Here is a 19,394-nt window from a genome sequence, read left to right on the forward strand (position 1 = left end):
AAAATGTTTCAGGAGCACATAACGTTTAAGTATAAAGACTGTTCAAGATATTGCTAATAAATACAATATTCCAGTAATTAATGTGCCTCATCCCAATTATTACCAATACCAACATCTACTTTTAATGGTACCGAAAGTTGATAACAATTTTCCATAATTGCTTTAATTTGCAAACAATACTGCTCAACAAATTCATCTTTTATTTCAAATACTAACTCATCGTGTACCTGCATAACCATTTTAATATTCTCAACTGGTTGATTCTTTATCCATTCACTCATTTTAATCATCGCCGTTTTGATAATATCAGCAGCGGTACCCTGCATTGGTGCATTAATCGCGGCTCGTTCCGCACCACGGCGCTCAATGCCGTTAGTTGAAGTAATTTTAGGTAAATACAATCGGCGACCAGATAAGGTTTCAACAAAGCCTTGTTCCGTAGCCTTTTGGCGAGTTTGTTCCATATAAATTTGCACGCCAGGATAACGCTCAAAATAGCGCTCTATATAAAATTGCGCTTCTTTGCGAGGAATATTAATCTGTTTTGACAAACCAAAAGCACTCATGCCATAAATTAAGCCAAAGTTAACGGCTTTAGCTCGCCTTCTTTCTTCGGATGTTACCTCTGATTCTGGTTTACCTAAAATTTCACCAGCCGTAACTCGGTGAATATCCTTATCATGTGCGAAAGCAGCAAGTAAACTTTTATCTTGAGATAAATGTGCCATGATGCGTAATTCAATTTGCGAATAATCGGCAGAAATAATTTTATAGCCTTGAGGTGCAATAAAAGCTTGGCGAATCCGTCGACCTTCTTCATTACGTACCGGTATATTTTGTAAATTTGGATCATTTGACGACAATCGCCCCGTAATCGTACCAATTTGATTATAATTGGTATGTATTCGATGATCGATAGGGCTAATCATCAATGGTAGTTTATCAGTATAGGTATTTTTAAGTTTAGCTAATCCTCGATAAAACAAAATCAGCCGTGGCAGTACATACTGATTAGCTAACTCACTAAGTACTTCTTCACTGGTCGATGGATCGCCTTTTGGTGTTTTCTTTAATACTGGCAAGTTATGCTTATCAAATAAAATTGCTTGAATTTGTTTAGGTGATGCCGGATTAAATTTTTCACCCGCCAATAATTGTAATTGTTGTTCGGTTTCCTTTAATTTGTTAGCCAACTCATTTGAATATTCATTTAGCTGTTTGGCATCTATAAGTACGCCGGTGCGTTCCATTTCAGCTAGTACAATCGCCAATGGCATTTCAATGTCAGTAAAGAGTTTGTTTAACTTTTCATCTTTTTCTAATGTAGGCCATAATTTTTGATGAAGTTGTAAGGTAATATCAGCATCTTCGGCCGCATACTGAGTGGTTTTTTCAATATCAATGGCATCAATAGTAACTTGTTTTTTATCAAATTTAGTTAATTCATTATAAGTAATGGTCTTATGTTTTAAGTAACGATTAGCCATGCTATCCATATCATGACGCTCAGTACTGTTTAATACGTAAGATTCAAGCATGGTATCAAAGGCAATGCCACAAACTTTAATACCATAATTTGCTAATACGCTGTAATCAAATTTAGCATTTTGCGCGATTTTTTTAATGGCCGGATTTTCAAGCACTGGTTTTAATTTAGCTAATACTTCTGTAAGTGGTAGTTGCGCTGGCACACCTAAATATTGATGATTTAATGGTATATAAGCCGCCTGATGAGGCTCAACACTAAGGGATATACCGATTAATTTAGCATGAATATGATCGACATTATCAGTTTCCGTATCAAAAGCAAATTGTTTACTTTGAGCTAGTTTAATTACCCAATTATCTAACTGTTCAGTTGTTAATATACATTGGTAATCAGTTTCTTTTTTAGATACAACTGGTTCATTATTTAAATTAAATAAAGATAAATCATCCTCAACTTGAATTGTATTTTTTTGCTGTTTTAAAAATGAACCTGAAGCCAAATCTTTTTGCCAACGGTGAAAATCATAATAAGCAAATAACTCAGCTAAGGCTTTTACATCAATATCTTTAACTAGTAATTGTTCACTAGTAAAATCTAACTCAACATCAGTTTTTATAGTAGCTAATAAATAAGAAAGCTCAGCTTTTTCCTGATTATCTATTAATTTTTGTTTTAGTGATTTAGCGCCACGAATGGGCAATTTTTCTATCTGATCTAAATTAGCATAAATATCAGTAACGCTATTAAACTCAGTTAGCAAACTTTGCGCCGTTTTTTCGCCCACACCTGCAACCCCAGGAATGTTATCGGAGGTATCCCCTCTTAAAGCTAAATAATCGATAATTTTTTCTGGCGGCACACCAAACTTTTCCATTACACCTTTTGGATCGAGTACTGTGTTGTTCATGGTATTAATCAGGGTGATTTTATCACTAACTAACTGTGCCATGTCCTTATCGCCAGTACTGATTAATACATCCAGATTCTCTTTTTCTGCCTGTCTAGCTAATGTACCTATTACATCATCGGCTTCTACCCCTTCAATACAAAGTAATGGCAAACCCATTGCCTGCAAAATAGTGTGTATTGGCTCTATTTGTGGGCGTAAATTTTCAGGCATTGCCTCTCGGGTGGCTTTATATTCGCTATATATTTCATTACGAAAAGATCCACCTTTGGCATCAAATACCACCGCAATATGAGTCGGATCATATTGGTTAAGTAAACTACGCACCATATTGATCACACCAACGATAGCGCCGGTTGGTTCACCTTTGGCATTAGTTAATGGAGGGCATGCAAAAAAAGCACGATAAAGATAAGAAGATCCATCAATTAAGATAATTGGCGTATTATTTGGCATTATGGTTACCTGACCGTTATTCAATATAATACCAAGCATTATAACCTATTTAACCATAATATGGTTATTATCCTCCACTGTACCTAAGGTTTCAGGTTTGTCTAACGTTACAATAAAGCAGCATGAGTAAAACTGTATATTGCAACGTGAGTGTTATATAATGCCGTATCTATTTTTCGCCAGAGTATGTGATAAATGACAGAATTAAGTCTTGCTGCACAAAAAGTAAAAGCTGCGCTTGCTGCCAAAAACCTTGAAACTCCATCATGTCGATTAACAATGGATAACAGCGAACGTAAAATAAAGATTGAGTCCCACTTCCGCGAAATTATGAAACTAATGGAGCTTGATTTAAGTGATGATAGCCTGTCCGAAACCCCTCATCGAGTAGCAAAAATGTATGTTGATGAGATTTTTTCGGGACTCTATTATGAGAATTTCCCCAAAATCACACTTATTGAAAACAAAATGCAAGTTGATGAAATGATCACCGTGCGTAATATTAGTTTAACTAGCATATGTGAACACCATTTTGTCACTATCGATGGTAAAGCCACGGTTTCTTATATTCCCAAAGATAGTGTAATTGGGTTATCTAAAATAAATCGTATTGTTAAATTCTTTTCACAACGACCACAAGTGCAAGAAAGATTAACCCAACAAATTTTAGTGGCACTACAAACATTACTAGGGACTGTCAATGTTGCGGTTTCGATTGATGCTACTCATTATTGTGTAAAAGCTAGGGGAGTAAAAGATTCCAGCAGTATTACCACCACCACTGCATTAGGTGGCGGATTTAAAACCAACCCCAGTACCAGACAAGAATTTTTACGCGCTCTAACTCATTATTAATAACCACTGTAGATGATTGCTATTAACAAAACGTTTTAAATATCAATCAGTTTAGATGATATAAATATAGCACTGAGTAATCACGTAATATTTAGTTACAAATGAAATAAAATGCAGTATACAAAAGCATAAAAACCGTCTTATATTGCGTGCATCTTCAAGAAAGATTGGTATAATTCTCGGCTAATTAAAAAAATAATACTGTTTTCATGAAGATTATCCGTGGCGTTGCTAATTTAAAAAATCAATTTACTCAATGTGTCCTTACATTGGGGAATTTCGATGGGGTGCATTTAGGGCACCAGCAATTAATCAATCACTTAATTACCAAAGGTAAAACCTTAGGTTTACCCACAGTAGTCATGTTATTTGAACCTCAGCCTTTAGAATTTTTTAATCAAGATAAAGCACCTTCACGAATAACTTCATTTCAAGAAAAAGTCATTCTTATTGAAAAACTTGGTATTGACTTCATTATTGCTATTCCATTTACTCAAACCTTTGCTAATATGTCAGCCGATAGTTTTATTCAAGATTGGTTGATAAATAAACTCCAAGTACAACATATAACTATTGGCGATGATTTTAGATTTGGATTAAATCGCAAAGGTGACATCAAGCTACTACAACAATATGCAAACAATAAAGCGTTTACAATAGAAAGTATGCCTACACTTGTTTGGGATAATTTACGCATCAGTAGTACTGCAGTACGTCAAGCATTATCAAATAGCGACTTTCAAGTGACCCATTGTCTATTAGGTCGCGATTACACTATTCAAGGACGAGTTATCCATGGTAATGCTTTAGCTAGGCAATTAGGCTTCCCGACAGCTAATATTCACTTGCATCGAAAAAAGCCGGCACTACAAGGTGTATATTTTGTTAAAGTTAAAAATTTGTGTAACAATCAATATTATAATGGAATTGCTAATATTGGTATAAGACCAACTATTAACGGCGAAAAAGCTATTTTAGAAGTTAATCTTTTTGACTTTACCGACAATATTTATGACCAATATTTAGAAGTTTTGTTTGTTAAAAAGTTACGCGACGAGAAAAAATTTGACTCATTAGTTGCATTGCAACAACAAATTACACAAGATGTTTGCACTGCAAAACAGATCAGTGCACAATTAACCAATTGAAATATAATATCCACTAAATTAACTGGAATAAATCAGCATGACAGACTATAAAAATACATTGAATCTACCGGAAACTGGATTCCCAATGCGAGGTGATCTAGCTAAGCGCGAGCCAGCTATGTTACAAAACTGGTACGATAAAGAACTTTACCGTAAAATCCGCCAAGTTAAAAAAGGTAAAAAAACGTTTATTTTGCATGATGGCCCTCCTTATGCAAATGGCAAACTACATATTGGTCACGCTGTTAACAAAATTATTAAAGATATTATTATCAAATCGAAAGGCTTAAATGGTTATGACTCCCCGTATATTCCAGGATGGGATTGTCATGGCTTACCGATTGAACTAAAAGTTGAAGAACAAGTTGGTAAACCTGGAGTTAAAGTAACTCCTGCTGAATTTCGCAAAATTTGTCGTGATTATGCAGCCTCACAAGTTGAATTACAAAAAGCTGATTTTATTCGTATGGGTGTACTTGGTGATTGGCAAAATCCTTATCGCACCATGAATTATGATACTGAAGCTAATATTATTCGTGCTCTTGGTAAAGTGATTAAAAACGGCCATTTAGTTAAAGGTGCCAAACCTGTATATTGGTGTACAGACTGTATGTCAGCTTTGGCCGAAGCAGAAGTTGAATATTACGACAAATCATCTCCAGCTATTGATGTAAAATTTAAAGCTACTGATAATCAAGCTGTTGCCGATAAATTTGGAATCAAAACTGAGTTAACTATTTATGCAGTGATTTGGACCACCACACCGTGGACTTTACCTGCTAGCCGAGGGATTGCCTTAAATGCCGAAGTAGAATACCAATTAGTGCAAATCAACGAGCAAGAATGTATGATTCTAGCAACAGATTTAGTTGAATCAGTTATGCAACGAGCCAATATTAACGATTGGAAAATACTTGGTAGTTGCAAAGGTAGTGATTTAGAGTTATTACGTTTTAAACATCCTTTCCTTGATTTTGATGAACCGATTGTTCTTGGTGAACATGTTACTGTTGATGCTGGTACTGGTGCTGTTCATACCGCACCGGGTCATGGTGCAGAAGACTTTATTGTTGGTCAAAAATATGGTCTTGAAGTTGCTAACCCTGTTGGTGGTAATGGTTGTTATTTACCTGGAACTGGTGCTGGTCTGGATGGGCTATTTGTATTCAAAGCCAATAAAGTGGTTGTTGAAATGCTAAAAGAACATAATGCCTTATTACACTTTGAAAATATAGAACATAGTTACCCATGTTGTTGGCGACATAAAACGCCGGTTATTTACCGAGCAACACCACAATGGTTTATTAGTATGGATAAACAAGGTCTACGAGCGCAATCTTTAAACGAAATCAAACAAGTTCGTTGGATCCCAGATTGGGGGCAAGCACGTATTGAAACCATGGTAGCTAATCGCCCTGATTGGTGTATCTCTCGTCAACGTACTTGGGGTGTACCTGTGACCTTATTTGTACATAAAGAGACTGAAGAACTACATCCGGATACCTTAGTATTAGTCGAAAAAGTAGCTAAGCTAGTTGAGCAAAAAGGTATTCAAGCATGGTGGGATGCCGATATTAAAGATCTTTTAGGACCTGATGCTGAAGATTATCGCAAAGTACCAGATACCTTAGATGTGTGGTTTGATTCTGGCTCTACATTCTTTTCTGTAGTTGGTGTCAGACCTGAATTTGAAGGGCATAGTGCCGATATGTATTTAGAAGGCTCAGATCAACATCGTGGCTGGTTTATGTCATCACTAATGCTGTCAACTGCAATTGATAACCAAGCACCATACAAACAAGTTTTAACTCATGGCTTTGTAGTTGATGGACAAGGTCGTAAAATGTCTAAATCGCTCGGTAATATCGTCACCCCTCAAGAAGTGATGAATAAACTAGGTGCTGATATTTTACGTTTATGGATTGCCTCGACCGATTATTCGGGTGAGATGAGTTATTCCGATGAAATTATTAAGCGTTCTGCTGATAGTTACCGTCGCATCCGTAATACTGCGCGCTTTTTACTAGCCAATTTAAATGGCTTTGATCCAGCTAAAGATATGGTGCAACCAGACGATATGGTGGTTCTTGATCGCTGGGCGGTAAGTATGGCTAAAGAAGCACAAGAACAAATTATTAATGCTTATGATAACTATGATTTCCATAAAGTAGTGCAACGTATTATGCAATTTTGTTCAATTGAAATGGGATCATTCTATTTAGATATTATTAAAGATCGCCAGTACACGGCTAAAAGTGATAGTATTGCTCGTCATAGTTGCCAAACCGCCTTATATCATATAGCACAGGCTATGGTTAGATGGATTGCACCAATTTTATCCTTTACTGCCGATGAAATTTGGCAATACTTGCCTACTACTCAAAAACAAGAATTTGTATTTGAAGAAGAATGGTATCCATCATTGTTTACATTATCAGAAAATGAAGCATTGAATAGTGAATACTGGTCGCATATTCTAGCGATCCGCAGTGAAGTGAATAAGGTCATTGAGCAAGGTCGTAATGATAAAATTATAGGTGGCTCTCTTGAAGCTGCGGTTACATTATATGCCGATGAAGATATCGCCAAAGCATTAGCAAAATTAGAAAACGAATTGCGATTTGTATTATTAACTTCACAAGCAAGTGTACAATCATTATCGACTGCCCCTGACAATGCAGTGCAAAGTGAAATAAAAGGGCTCAAAATTGTGTTATCCAAGGCACAAGGTGATAAATGCCCTCGTTGTTGGCATTATACCGTTGATAACGATCCAACTACACATTTATGCAAACGTTGTGAAGAAAATATCCACGGCAAAGGTGAAGTAAGACATTTCGCATAATAGCAACATGTTACTTCACGCATTAGACTAGTCTATAGCGTAAAACCTATAGCTATTTTATACTTTTCCCGCCGACGTTTGTCGGCGGAAACATAATCATGAGCATGAACTATATGAAAAAAGATAATGGACTTTACTGGTTATTGTTCGCAATTATTGTTTTTATCGTTGATATTGCAAGTAAGTTTTTTATTTTAAATAATTTCTTACTTTTCGAATCAGTAAATCTTCTCCCCTTCTTTTCTATCACTTATGTGCGCAATATTGGGGCTGCTTTTAGTATTTTAGAAGGTCAGCGCTGGATGCTAGCACTAATTGCAATTATCATTAGCGGTGCAATAATTTATATGTTATACCGTAATCCTTGTTTAAAAAAATTAGAGAATTTTTCACTCGCACTAATTTTAGGTGGGGCTTTAGGAAATTTATTTGATCGTCTATATCATGGTTTTGTCGTCGATTTTTTAGATGTTAATTTTGGTGATTGGCATTATCCAACTTTTAATATCGCTGATTGTGCAATTTGTGTTGGTATTGGACTATTTATTATCAGTAATTTTAAAAAGTCTAAGAAGATAAAATAATATGCAAATTCTTTTAGCCAATCCTCGCGGTTTTTGTGCTGGGGTTGATCGTGCTATTACTATTGTTGAACGTGCACTAGAATTATTTGGTGCACCGGTTTATGTTCGTCACGAAGTCGTACATAACCGCTATGTAGTTAACCGCTTAAAAGAATTAGGTGCTATTTTTATCGAAAATATTAGCGAAGTACCAGATGATACCATTCTTATTTTTTCAGCTCACGGAGTGTCTAAAGCTGTTAGAGACGAAGCAAAACAACGAAAATTACGTATTTTTGACGCCACCTGTCCATTAGTGACAAAAGTACATATGGAAGTTGCTCGATCCAGTTATCGAGGGGAAGAAGTAATTTTGATCGGCCATGCAGGTCATATTGAAGTTGATGGCACAATGGGGCAATATAACAACCCTGAAGGTGGTATTTATTTAGTTGAATCCATTGATGATGTTAATAAGTTACAAGTTAAAAATGAAAATAATCTCTGCTTTACGACACAAACTACCTTATCCGTTGATGATACAGCTCAAATTATAGCCACATTGCAACAACGGTTTCCCAATATTCGTGGTCCCCGCAAAAATGACATTTGTTATGCTACCACTAACCGGCAACAAGCTGTTAAACAATTAGCGTCACAAGCAGATATAGTGTTAGTTGTTGGTTCTAAAAATTCTTCTAATTCCAATCGGTTAGCAGAATTAGCTAGGCGAAATAGCAAAAATGCCTATTTAATTGATTTCGCTTCTGATATACAAAAAGAGTGGTTAGTTAATGCTCGAACTATTGGAGTAACAGCTGGTGCTTCTGCGCCTGATGTTTTAGTACAACAAGTAATCAATCACTTAAAAAGTTTAGGATGTACAACTCTCATTGAAACTGACGGTATTTTAGAAAATATTACTTTTGAAATTCCTAAAGAGCTTCGTATAGATATTAAATCAATTTAATTGATTAAGATTTTGTGCTAAGTAATTTAAATTTTTCTAGCAATTGTTCAGGCGTTTCTACATGCTCAGGATCGGCAATTATGGCATTTTGAATAGGGCAAACCCGTTGACAAGTTGAATGATCATAATAACCGACACACTCAGTACACTTATCAGGATCTATTTCATAAGTATCAAATCCTATAGAAATAGCCTGATTTGGACATTCGGGTTCACACATATCACAATTAATGCATTTATTGGTTATTTTTAATGCCATCTCTCTATAATCTTTATCGACTCGCCAAAATTTGCGCCATTATAGCGCAGCCTTTAAAAGATTGTTAAGATTAAAGCTATAAAGACATTAATATGCACATTTTATAACCATTTACCGTGAGGCGTGGTTGAACGGCTTAAAGCCTTGCTTCAAGCTCGCTCTTCCACGCGGAAAAACCTTGCAAATCAAATTTATCTTGTAATACATAACCCCATTGTGTTTTTATTGCTTCCGGAAATTTTCCCAATACTTTTGCATTAGGAAAACCCGTTACAATTAGTTTTTCATTATCTAACTTCTTTATCGTTTCCACTCTTAATTTTAGGTCTACACCTAATAACTCACAAACTATATAAGCAGATTGCTCATATAAGTTACAAAATAATCCATTTCCTATAAAACACACTCGATTTGGTTGTCGAGTTAATAAAAGTTTCTTTTCTATAAGCATAAAACTCCTAACAATTATTTATCAATAAATAGCAACTTTTTTAAATATAAAAACTAACAATTAAAGTTTTTATGGTGTTATACATCCTGTTCCTACTGCGTGGAATTCTGGATCATAATAATCATAATTATAATAAGTGTTTCCATGAGCGAATCCACCACTATACCTGAGTCCAGGAGCGTTTGAACTTTTTTCTACAGCCCAACCACCGGTACCACCAACAAAATCACTGGAATAATAATCAGATCTCAAATTACCCCATTCGGTGTTTATCCCACCAGTTATACTTCTTTTATAATTACGACCTCCACGGGGAGCAGTAGTATATTCACGAAGATAAGGTGTTCTATAGGTTCCAGCGGGTAATGTTCCATTACAAATACTTCTGGCAGTGCTATAGATAACAAATTTGGTATCAGCAATAAACCAATGACCAATTCTAAAGTTATACAGTAAATTACTTTTACCACCATCAGCATAAAAATTGAACGTTGAAGGTCTAAAAGCATCACCTCCATTTTGAGCTCGACTAGGACCTTTTAACGTCACTCTAACCACATGCGTTTTTATTTGATCACTCTCGGGGGTAAGTTCTAAAATTACACCTGAACCATCTCCTGAATGCATAGTTGATCCATTAGCATTTATGAACTCTTCTGCCGTGATACCTATCAGCTTAAATTTCAAATATAAATTATTTGCACCTACAGTTGGAAAGTTACTTTCCGGATTATTTATATCTTGCAATTTAAATCCATTTAAAGGATCCCATTGCTCGGCTGGACCGGCAAATTTTCCTTCCCCATATTCTAAATTTGGCTGCGCAAAACAAACTTTCGGCTCAATTACTTTAGGGTAAAAATAATAAGTATGACTTTTATTGTCGATAGTAAGCTGACTGGGATCTCCATATTGCGTTCGAACAACCCCCTTGTGGAGCTCAACAGTTAATGCATAGGGAGCATCACACCCTGATAATACTTGCTTTGGGTTAGACTTAACTGAATTGGTAATATCGCGACCAAAGGCATCTTTCCAATTTACGGTAAGATTGCCTTTTAAATTTGCTTGCTTTGCTGTCAATGGCACTAACTCATCACCATCAGCATCTTGCCAAAATGCATACGGCGCCACCACTAATTGGTCAAATTCCATTTTCGGATAATTATTATTCTGGGATGGCAATGTGACAAAGGTTTCAATACTTTCAAACGTATCTGTTGCTTCTAACATTATCGGGTCATCAGCACTTGAGGTATCAACTACCGCATCCGGATAAGCTTCATGTTCACTCGGAATATAAGAGGTGCCATTAGATATTTTTACTCTTAATAACCCTAATGCGGTTGAACCATATTCTTTAGTTAAACCATTATTAAAAGTTAAATATGGTAATGCACCTTGGATCTTTTACGGTCGTCGCCGTTAACGCATAACTATAATTGGGAATGAGGAAAAGGGTTAAACTGAATAATACTATCTTTAATTGATAAATTTTAAATCGGCTGGCTGGCTGGCTGGCTGGCTGGCTGGCTGGCTGGCTGGCTGGCTGGCTGGCTGGCTGGCTGGCTGGCTGGCCTCTAAACAACTGTATTTTAACATAAAAATCTCCTGTACATCCATATATTTCGTTGTTTTTACACTATATTTTTATTTTACTTCATGTTAGTTTTGAGAAGTATAAATAACGAAGCTAAGTTCTGCAAACATAAAATTATCAAGAATTGTAAAGATGATTATAGATATGAGTGATAAAAGCTACACTTATATAACTAACTACTTATTTAAACTAACTAATAATCATTTAACTGTGCGCGTGGTTGACTGGTTTTAAAGCCTCGCTTCAAATCCACTCTTCCACGCTATAAAGTTATGTATTTCAAATACTTCTTATGGTGTTATACATCCTGTTCCTACTTTGTGGAATCCTGGATTGAAATAATCATAATTATAATAAGAATTTCCAACAGCAAATCCACCACCATATCTAAGTCCAAACGCATTTGTTTCTACGGCCCAACCACCGGTACCACCAACAAAATCACCTTCTGAATAATAATTTGACGATAGATTTCCCCATTCGCTGGTTAATCCACCAGTTATATTATTGTTTCCATCCTTATAACTTATCTTTCTTTGATAATGACTACCACCGATACCGCTATTAGTATATTCACGAACATAAGGTGTCCTATAAGTTCCAGCTGGTAATGTTCCATTACAAATATTTCTGGCAGTACTATAAATAACATAAGTGACATCTCCAATATACCAATGACCAATTCTAAAGTTATACAGTAAATTACTTTTACCTCCATCCGCATAAAAATTGAACGTTGAAGGGCTAAAAGCATCACCTCCATTTTGAGCTCGACTAGGACCTTTTAACGTCACTCTAACCACATGCGTTTTTATTTGATCACTTTCTGGTGTGAGTTCTAGTGCTACACTACCATCATTTGAATGCATAGTTGATCCATTAGCATTTATAAACTCATCTGCTGTGATACCTATCAGCTTAAATTTCAAATATAAATTATTTGCACCTACAGTTGGAAAGTTACTTTCCGGATTATTTATATCTTGCAATTTAAATCCATTTAGTGGATCCCATTGCTCGGCAGGACCAGCATAACCTCCATCCCCATATTCTAAATTTGGCTGCGCAAAACAAACTTTCGGCTCAATTACTTTAGGGTAAAAATAATAAGTATGGCTTTTATTGTCGATAGTAAGCTGACTGGGATCACCATATTGAGTTCGAACAACTCCCTTGTGGAGCTCAACAGTTAATGCATAGGGAGCATCACACCCTGATAATACTTGCTTTGGGTTAGACTTAACCGAATTGGTAATATCGCGACCAAAAGCATCTTTCCAATTTACAGTAAGATTGCCTTTTAAATTTGCTTGCTTTGCTGTCAATGGCACTAACTCATCACCATCAGCATCCTGCCAAAATGCATACGGCGCTACAACTAATTGGTCAAATTCCATTTTCGGATAATTATTATTCTGGGATGGCAATGTGACAAAGGTTTCAATACTTTCAAACGTATCTGTTGCTTCTAACATTATCGGGTCATCAACACTTGAGGTATCAACTACCGCATCCGGATAAGCTTCATGTTCACTCGGAATATAAGAGGTGCCATTAGATACTTTTACTCTTAATAACCCTAATGCGGTTGAACCATATTCTTTAGTTAAACCATTATTAAAAGTTAAATATGGTAGTGTACCTTGTATCCATTTTACGGTCGTCGCTGTTAGCGCATAACTATAATTGGGAATGAGGAAAAGGATTAAACTGAATAATACTATCTTTAATTGATAAATTTTAAATCGGCTGGCTGGCTGGCTGGCCTCTAAACAACTGTGTTGTAACATAAAATGCTCCTACACTTCCATATATTTCGTCGTTTTTTACATTATATTTTTATTGTAATTCATGTTAATTTTGAGAAGTATAAATAACGAAGCTAAGCCCTGCAAACAGAGAATTATCAAGATTTGTAAAGATAATTATAGATATGAGTGATAAAAGTTGCACTTATATAACTAATAATCATTTTTATTCAATTATTAATTACCGCAACTCCTTCTGCTGTATATTTTATGATCATTTAACCGTGCGCGTGGTTGACTGGATTTAAAGCCTTGCTTCAAACCCACTCTTCCACGCAAGAAAATTATGTATCTCAAATTTCTTATGGCGATACACATGTGGTACCTACTCGAATGACCGCAGGTAAATACCAATCCCAGTTCCAATAAACTCTACCATCACCAAATCCACCTCCCCAACGCACCGTTCCGTTTATTGTATTTGTTGTTTGCTGAGTCCAACCAGCGGTTCCCCCAACATAATTAGCTTCGGAATAATAGTTCGATGATAAATTGCCCCATTCACTCACTAAACCACCAACCATTATTCTTTCCGTATCATGCCAGTAACTTATTTTCCTTTCATAGTACATGCTTTTCCCTGGTACCGGAGGGTAATAACCTTCCTGAGTATTTGCGTTGGTATAATCGCGAATATTTGGGATCCTATAACTTCCTGTTGGTTGTAGTCCATTACAAATATTCCTTGAGGTACCATACGTATTAAAAGATGTATCACCAATATACCAACGGCCGATCTTAAAGTTATATAGCAATTTACTTTTGCCACCATCTGCATAAAAATTAAATGTTGAAGGCGCAAATTCACCACCTCCATTGGCTTTATTTGGGCCCTTTAATTTAACTCGGGTAATATGCCCTTTCGCTTTACTGTTTTCTGGTGTTAACTCTAAATTCACGCCAGTACCATCATCTGAATGGACTGTCGCACCGTTAGCTCTTATAAATTCCTCTGAAGTGATCCCTTCAACCCTAATTTTAAAATATAAATTATTTGAACCGGTAGTTGGAAAATTACTTTCTGGTCGATTAATATCTTGCAATTTAAATCCTTTTAAAGGATCCCATTGCTCGGCAGGACCAGCATAAACTCCATTACCAAGATCTAAATTTGGTTGCGCATAACAAACATAAGGTTCGGTTACTTTAGGGTAAAAATAATAAGTATGGCTTTTATTGTCGATAGTAAGTTTACTGGGATCTCCATATTGGGTCCGAACTTCTCCCTTGTGGAGCTCAACTGTTAATGCATAGGGAGCATCACACCCTGATAATACTTGCTTTGGGTTAGACTTAACTGAATCAGTAATATCACGACCCAATCCATCTTTCCAATTTACAGTAAGATTACCTTTTAAATTTGCTGGTTGTGTTGCTAACGGAACGACTTTATCACCATCATCATCCTGCCAAACCTCATATGGGGCTATCATTAATTGGTCAAATTCCATTTTCGGATAATTATTATTATTTTGGGAGGGCAATGCGACAAAGGTTTCAATACTTTCAAACGTATCTGTTGCTTCTAACATTATCGGGTCATCAACACTTGAGGTATCAACTACCGCATCCGGATAAGCTTCATGTTCACTCGGAATATAAGAGGTGCCATTAGATACTTTTACTCTTAATAACCCTAATGCGGTTGAACCATATTCTTTAGTTAAACCATTATTAAAAGTTAAATATGGTAGTGTACCTTGTATCCATTTTACGGTCGTCGCTGTTAGCGCATAACTATAATTGGGAATGAGGAAAAGGATTAAACTGAATAATACTATCTTTAATTGATAAATTTTAAATCGGCTGGCTGGCTGGCTGGCTGGCTGGCTGGCTGGCTGGCTGGCTGGCTGGCTGGCTGGCTGGCTGGCCTCTAAACAATTGTATTTTAACATAAAATACCCCTATACATCCATATATTTCGTTGTTTTTTACACTATATTTTATTTTAATTTTGAAAAGTATAAATAACGAAGCTAAACCCTGCAAACAGAGAATTTTAAAGATTTGTAAAGATGATTATATAGTTGGTTATAAAAATAATTTTTTAACTCGATATTAGTATTTCATGGTAATTTTATTTATAGTTTACCTTTATTATTATAATTGATTTTCAATTGCCCTTATTAATTATGTTTATTAACACATTAAAACTTAATGATTTTCATAATTATTACAATTTATTATGTTTAGTTATCAATGCTAGCTGATTAAATAAGATACAATGCAAATAAAATAATAAAAAATTTAAAGGATGAAAAGGATTGTTTAAATATTTTAAAATTAAATACTTATTCTTAGTATTCATTATTTTTGTAATTTTTTATATTGCAAAATTAATCTTTTCCCCTGCCGATAATACGGCTAACTATATTACCTCACCTGTCATCAAAAACAATATTGAAAAAACCGTGCTTGCCGATGGCACCATCAATGCTTTTAAACAAGTAAGTGTTGGTGCACAGGTATCAGGTCAAATCAAAAAATTATATGTTGAGTTAGGTGATAAAGTTAAGCAAGGTGATATGATTGCTGAAATAGATGACCTAAAACAAAATAATGATTTAAAACAATCTGAAGCATCACTCAACAGTCTTGAAGCGCAACGTAAATCAAAAAAAGCTAAACTAGTTAATTATCAATTAACTTATGAACGGCAACTAAAATTAGTGAATAAAGGAGTTGGTATACAATCGGATTTAGATGCTGCAACAGCTGATCTTGATGCAATTAAAGCCGATATTGCTGCTTTAGATGCCGATATTATAAGTGCTCAAGTTGCTGTCGATACTGCTAAAGTTAACTTAGGTTATACTAAAATTCGTTCACCTATTGATGGCGTTATCGTAGCGATCCCAGTCGATCAAGGTCAAACCGTTAACTCAGTACAGAGTGCTCCAACCATCGTAAAAGTGGCACAGCTAGATAAGATGACAATTGAAGCGCAAATATCCGAAGCCGATGTGATCAATGTAAAAAAAGGTATGCCAACTTATTTTACTATTTTAGGCCAACCAAATAAGCGATTTAATGGACTAACATTACGTGCAATTGAGCCTGCACCTGATTCAATTAATACTGAAAGTACTTCTAGTGCCAGTGCATCATCTTCTACGACCAAAACCGCTATTTACTATAATGGCTTATTTGACGTGGATAATCCTGACCATATTTTACGCATATCCATGACGGCACAAGTATATATAGTACTGGATGAAGCTAAAAATGTTCTTTCAATTCCATCGCAAGCAATTCAAAAAAGTCTAGCTGGCAATAAAGCTATTGTTTATCTGTTAAATAAACAAAAAAATATTGAAGAACGTGAAGTGATTTTAGGGATTAATAACAATGTAAATGTTGAAATAAAATCAGGACTCAAAGAAGGTGAAACGGTTATTGTTAGTAGCACCAACGGATCTTCACTAAATAATAGTGCAAGAGCGCCAAGGATTCGATTCTGATATGACAAGTAACAATCCTCTTATTAAACTCGATAATATAACTCGAGAATTCCCTGCGGGTGAATCAACTATACAAGTTCTTAAAAACATAAATTTGACGATCAATGCTGGTGAAATGGTTGCTATAATTGGAGCGTCAGGATCTGGCAAATCAACTTTGATGAATATTTTAGGTTGTTTAGATAAACCAACCACTGGAACTTATATAATTGGCGGGCGAGAAACAAGTAAATTATCACCCGATGAGTTAGCCGAATTAAGGCGTGAACATTTTGGTTTCATTTTTCAACGTTATCATTTATTAAATGCTTTGACCGCACAAGGTAATGTCGAAATCCCCGCTATTTATGCGGGTGTAACCAATGAAGACAGACAATCTCGTGCCACTAATATTTTAACTCGTTTAGGACTTGTTGATAAAATCTATAACAAACCAAATCAATTATCTGGAGGTCAACAACAGCGAGTCAGTATTGGTAGAGCCTTAATTAATGGTGGGCAAATTATTCTGGCTGATGAACCTACTGGTGCTCTAGATCGTAAAAGTGGTTTAGAAGTTATGGCTATTCTTCGTGAACTACACCAACAAGGCCATACTATTATTATCGTCACACATGATCCTAATATAGCTAAAAGTGCTGAACGAATTATTGAAATTAGTGATGGAAACATTATTGCAGATTCAATTAATCCTGATTATCAACCCAAACAAAATGACAATCGGCAAGTAAAACAGATAGAAACAACTAAAACTAAAGATAATTTTTGGGCCAAATACTATCGTTTCCGTGATGCTTTTAGAATGGCAATAATCGCTATGTTTTCGCAGCGTTTACGAACATTTCTAACTATGCTTGGTATTATTATTGGAATTGCTTCTGTAGTATCTGTCGTTGCTCTAGGTCAAGGTACCAAACAAAAGATATTGGCCAATATTAATTCATTAGGAACTAGTACGCTAGAAATTTATGCCGGAACCGGATTTGGTGATCGTAATGCAGAAAAGATCACCACGCTGCGCTCATCTGATGCAGATTTTTTAGCCAAGCAAAACTTTGTACACAGTACCACTCCTAATGTTTCTACTAGTGTTTATTTTAGAATTAACAATCTTGCTGTAACAGGAACTGTTAATGGTGTAGGGGAACAATTTTTTGCTGTCCGTGGTTATGATATAACCAAAGGAGAGGCATTTGATCAAAATGATATCATTGCTTCTACACAAGAAGCTGTTATCGATGAAAATACTGTTAAACAATTATTTGCTAACGAAGATCCTATTGGAAAAATTTTAATGGTTGGTCAGTTACCAGTAAAAATTGTTGGCATCGCCACCAAACAGCAACAAGGTTTTGGCAGTAACGAGAGCTTAAATGTCTGGTTACCTTATACTACGGTTATTAATCGCATGGTTGGACAAACTTCTCTAAAAAGTATTACCGTCAGAGTTAATGATGATGTTGATTTATCGATTGCCGAACAGGCCATAAATAAAATCATGTTACAACGACATGGAGTAAAAGATTTTTTTATTTTTAACTCAGATAATATTCGCGAATCAATTGATTCATCAGCTTGGGTTATGACACTATTAATTTCTGCCATCGCTTTGATTTCATTAGTGGTAGGTGGTATAGGAGTAATGAACATAATGCTTGTGTCGGTAACTGAAAGAACTCGGGAAATTGGTGTTCGTATGGCTGTCGGTGCTCGCTCTAGCGATATTCTACAACAGTTTTTGATTGAGGCAATATTAGTATGTTTGATCGGCGGGACAATAGGTATTTTACTCTCATTTGCAATAGGGTTTATTTTTAATTATTTGGTTACTTCTTTTGCTATGAGTTTTTCTGTAATAGCTATTATTGCCGCCTTTAGTTGTTCAAGTATCATAGGTATAATTTTTGGTTATTTCCCAGCTAAACGCGCAGCTCAACTCGATCCAATCTACGCACTAGAAAGAGAGTAAAAGGCTGTATAACGAAAAAACCCTTTGTAATTTTACGAAAATACAAAGGGATTGTTCTCATACCTATCAAATTACCTCTAAAAAACAATTTAAAAATAAATAGTTGATTATTTATTTTCTGGAATTACCTCCGATTTAACTTCCGGTGCAAGCGTTGATTCCGGTTGCACATCTGGTATTACTTGCTCTGGTTTAACCTCTTCTGCCGCAGCTTCTTGTGGCTCAGTTGCCACTGGCGTCGCTTCCGAATTAACGGCCGGAGTCGGGGTTGATTCCGGTTGCGCAGCTGGCGTTACTTGCTCGGATTTAACCTCTTCTGCTGATGCCTCTTGTGACTCAGTTACCGCTGGAGTCGCTTCTGGGTTAACTTCCGGTGCAGGGGTTGATTCCGGTTGCGCAGCTGGTGTTACTTGCTCGGATTTAACCTCTTCTGCTGATGCTTCTTGTGGCTCAGTTGCTGCTGGAGCCGCTTCAGGTTTAACTTCCGGTGCCGGCGTTGATTCCGGTTGCGCAGCTGGCGTTACTTGCTCGGATTTAACCTCTTCTGCTGATGCCTCTTGTGGCTGAGTTGCCGCTGGAGCCGCTTCCGAATTAACGGCCGGAGTCGGGGTTG

The 19,394-nt window shown here is 36.0% G+C and carries 14 protein-coding genes and 1 pseudogene; 8 read left to right on the plus strand and 7 right to left on the minus strand.

All coding sequences use genetic code 11. The features are described from left to right. Positions 1-77 precede the first annotated feature (77 nt). Positions 78-2,852 carry a DNA polymerase I gene (polA, locus tag A9G12_RS11775; protein WP_065566017.1) on the minus strand — a complete coding sequence of 925 codons (2,775 nt, stop codon included), beginning with the start codon at positions 2,850-2,852 and terminating at the stop codon, positions 78-80. A 195-nt stretch (positions 2,853-3,047) separates the two neighbouring features. On the opposite strand from polA, the gene folE reads away from it, so the two are divergent. The 5 genes from folE (at position 3,048) to ispH (ending at position 9,233) form a co-directional block, all read left to right on the plus strand. Next, positions 3,048-3,707 (plus strand): GTP cyclohydrolase I FolE, encoded by a 660-nt coding sequence (gene folE / locus A9G12_RS11780; protein WP_065566018.1) that lies wholly within the window; start codon positions 3,048-3,050, stop codon positions 3,705-3,707. 209 nt (positions 3,708-3,916) lie between these two features. Beyond that, positions 3,917-4,855: a bifunctional riboflavin kinase/FAD synthetase gene (gene ribF, locus A9G12_RS11785; protein ID WP_065566019.1), complete on the plus strand. Its 939-nt coding sequence runs from the start codon at positions 3,917-3,919 to the stop codon at positions 4,853-4,855. Between the two features lie 37 nt (positions 4,856-4,892). Then, entirely contained in the window at positions 4,893-7,700 is a 2,808-nt protein-coding gene (gene ileS / locus A9G12_RS11790; RefSeq protein WP_065566020.1) for an isoleucine--tRNA ligase, read from the plus strand. A gap of 104 nt (positions 7,701-7,804) precedes the next feature. Next, positions 7,805-8,284: a signal peptidase II gene (gene lspA, locus A9G12_RS11795; RefSeq protein WP_065566041.1), complete on the plus strand. Its 480-nt coding sequence runs from the start codon at positions 7,805-7,807 to the stop codon at positions 8,282-8,284. Between the two features lies 1 nt (position 8,285). Next, positions 8,286-9,233 (plus strand): 4-hydroxy-3-methylbut-2-enyl diphosphate reductase, encoded by a 948-nt coding sequence (gene ispH, locus A9G12_RS11800; protein WP_065566021.1) that lies wholly within the window; start codon positions 8,286-8,288, stop codon positions 9,231-9,233. Positions 9,234-9,237: 4 nt separating this feature from the next. Here the strand turns inward: ispH and A9G12_RS11805 are convergent, their stop codons facing one another. The 3 genes from A9G12_RS11805 to A9G12_RS11815 form a co-directional block, all read right to left on the minus strand. Next, positions 9,238-9,492: a YfhL family 4Fe-4S dicluster ferredoxin gene (locus A9G12_RS11805; RefSeq protein WP_065566022.1), complete on the minus strand. Its 255-nt coding sequence runs from the start codon at positions 9,490-9,492 to the stop codon at positions 9,238-9,240. Between the two features lie 136 nt (positions 9,493-9,628). Then, positions 9,629-9,943 carry a hypothetical protein gene (locus A9G12_RS11810; protein WP_065566023.1) on the minus strand — a complete coding sequence of 105 codons (315 nt, stop codon included), beginning with the start codon at positions 9,941-9,943 and terminating at the stop codon, positions 9,629-9,631. 69 nt (positions 9,944-10,012) lie between these two features. Continuing rightward, positions 10,013-11,176, minus strand: a complete 1,164-nt coding sequence (locus A9G12_RS11815; RefSeq protein ID WP_065566024.1) for a hypothetical protein — start codon at positions 11,174-11,176, stop codon at positions 10,013-10,015. A gap of 73 nt (positions 11,177-11,249) precedes the next feature. Here A9G12_RS11815 and A9G12_RS12550 point away from each other — a divergent pair, with 73 nt between their 5' ends. Further along, positions 11,250-11,372 (plus strand): hypothetical protein, encoded by a 123-nt coding sequence (locus tag A9G12_RS12550; RefSeq protein ID WP_255306633.1) that lies wholly within the window; start codon positions 11,250-11,252, stop codon positions 11,370-11,372. Between the two features lie 461 nt (positions 11,373-11,833). On the opposite strand, the gene A9G12_RS11820 is transcribed toward A9G12_RS12550, so the two are convergent. Continuing rightward, positions 11,834-13,333: a hypothetical protein gene (locus A9G12_RS11820; RefSeq protein WP_065566025.1), complete on the minus strand. Its 1,500-nt coding sequence runs from the start codon at positions 13,331-13,333 to the stop codon at positions 11,834-11,836. A 320-nt stretch (positions 13,334-13,653) separates the two neighbouring features. After that, a complete protein-coding gene (locus tag A9G12_RS12380) occupies positions 13,654-15,246 on the minus strand; it encodes a hypothetical protein (protein ID WP_065566026.1) in 1,593 nt (530 codons plus the stop codon). Between the two features lie 369 nt (positions 15,247-15,615). Here A9G12_RS12380 and A9G12_RS11830 point away from each other — a divergent pair, with 369 nt between their 5' ends. Beyond that, on the plus strand, positions 15,616-16,812 hold the full coding sequence (locus A9G12_RS11830; protein WP_065566027.1) for an efflux RND transporter periplasmic adaptor subunit: 1,197 nt from the start codon (positions 15,616-15,618) through the stop codon (positions 16,810-16,812). Position 16,813: 1 nt separating this feature from the next. Further along, on the plus strand, positions 16,814-18,781 hold the full coding sequence (locus A9G12_RS11835) for a MacB family efflux pump subunit (protein ID WP_065566028.1): 1,968 nt from the start codon (positions 16,814-16,816) through the stop codon (positions 18,779-18,781). Positions 18,782-18,888: 107 nt separating this feature from the next. On the opposite strand, the pseudogene A9G12_RS12385 reads toward A9G12_RS11835, so the two are convergent. Then, a pseudogene (locus A9G12_RS12385) lies at positions 18,889-19,394 on the minus strand (hypothetical protein); the annotation flags it as partial.

It is taken from the genome of Gilliamella sp. wkB112 (genome assembly GCF_001690685.1).
In the GTDB taxonomy this organism is placed as follows: Bacteria; Pseudomonadota; Gammaproteobacteria; order Enterobacterales; family Orbaceae; genus Gilliamella; species Gilliamella apicola_J.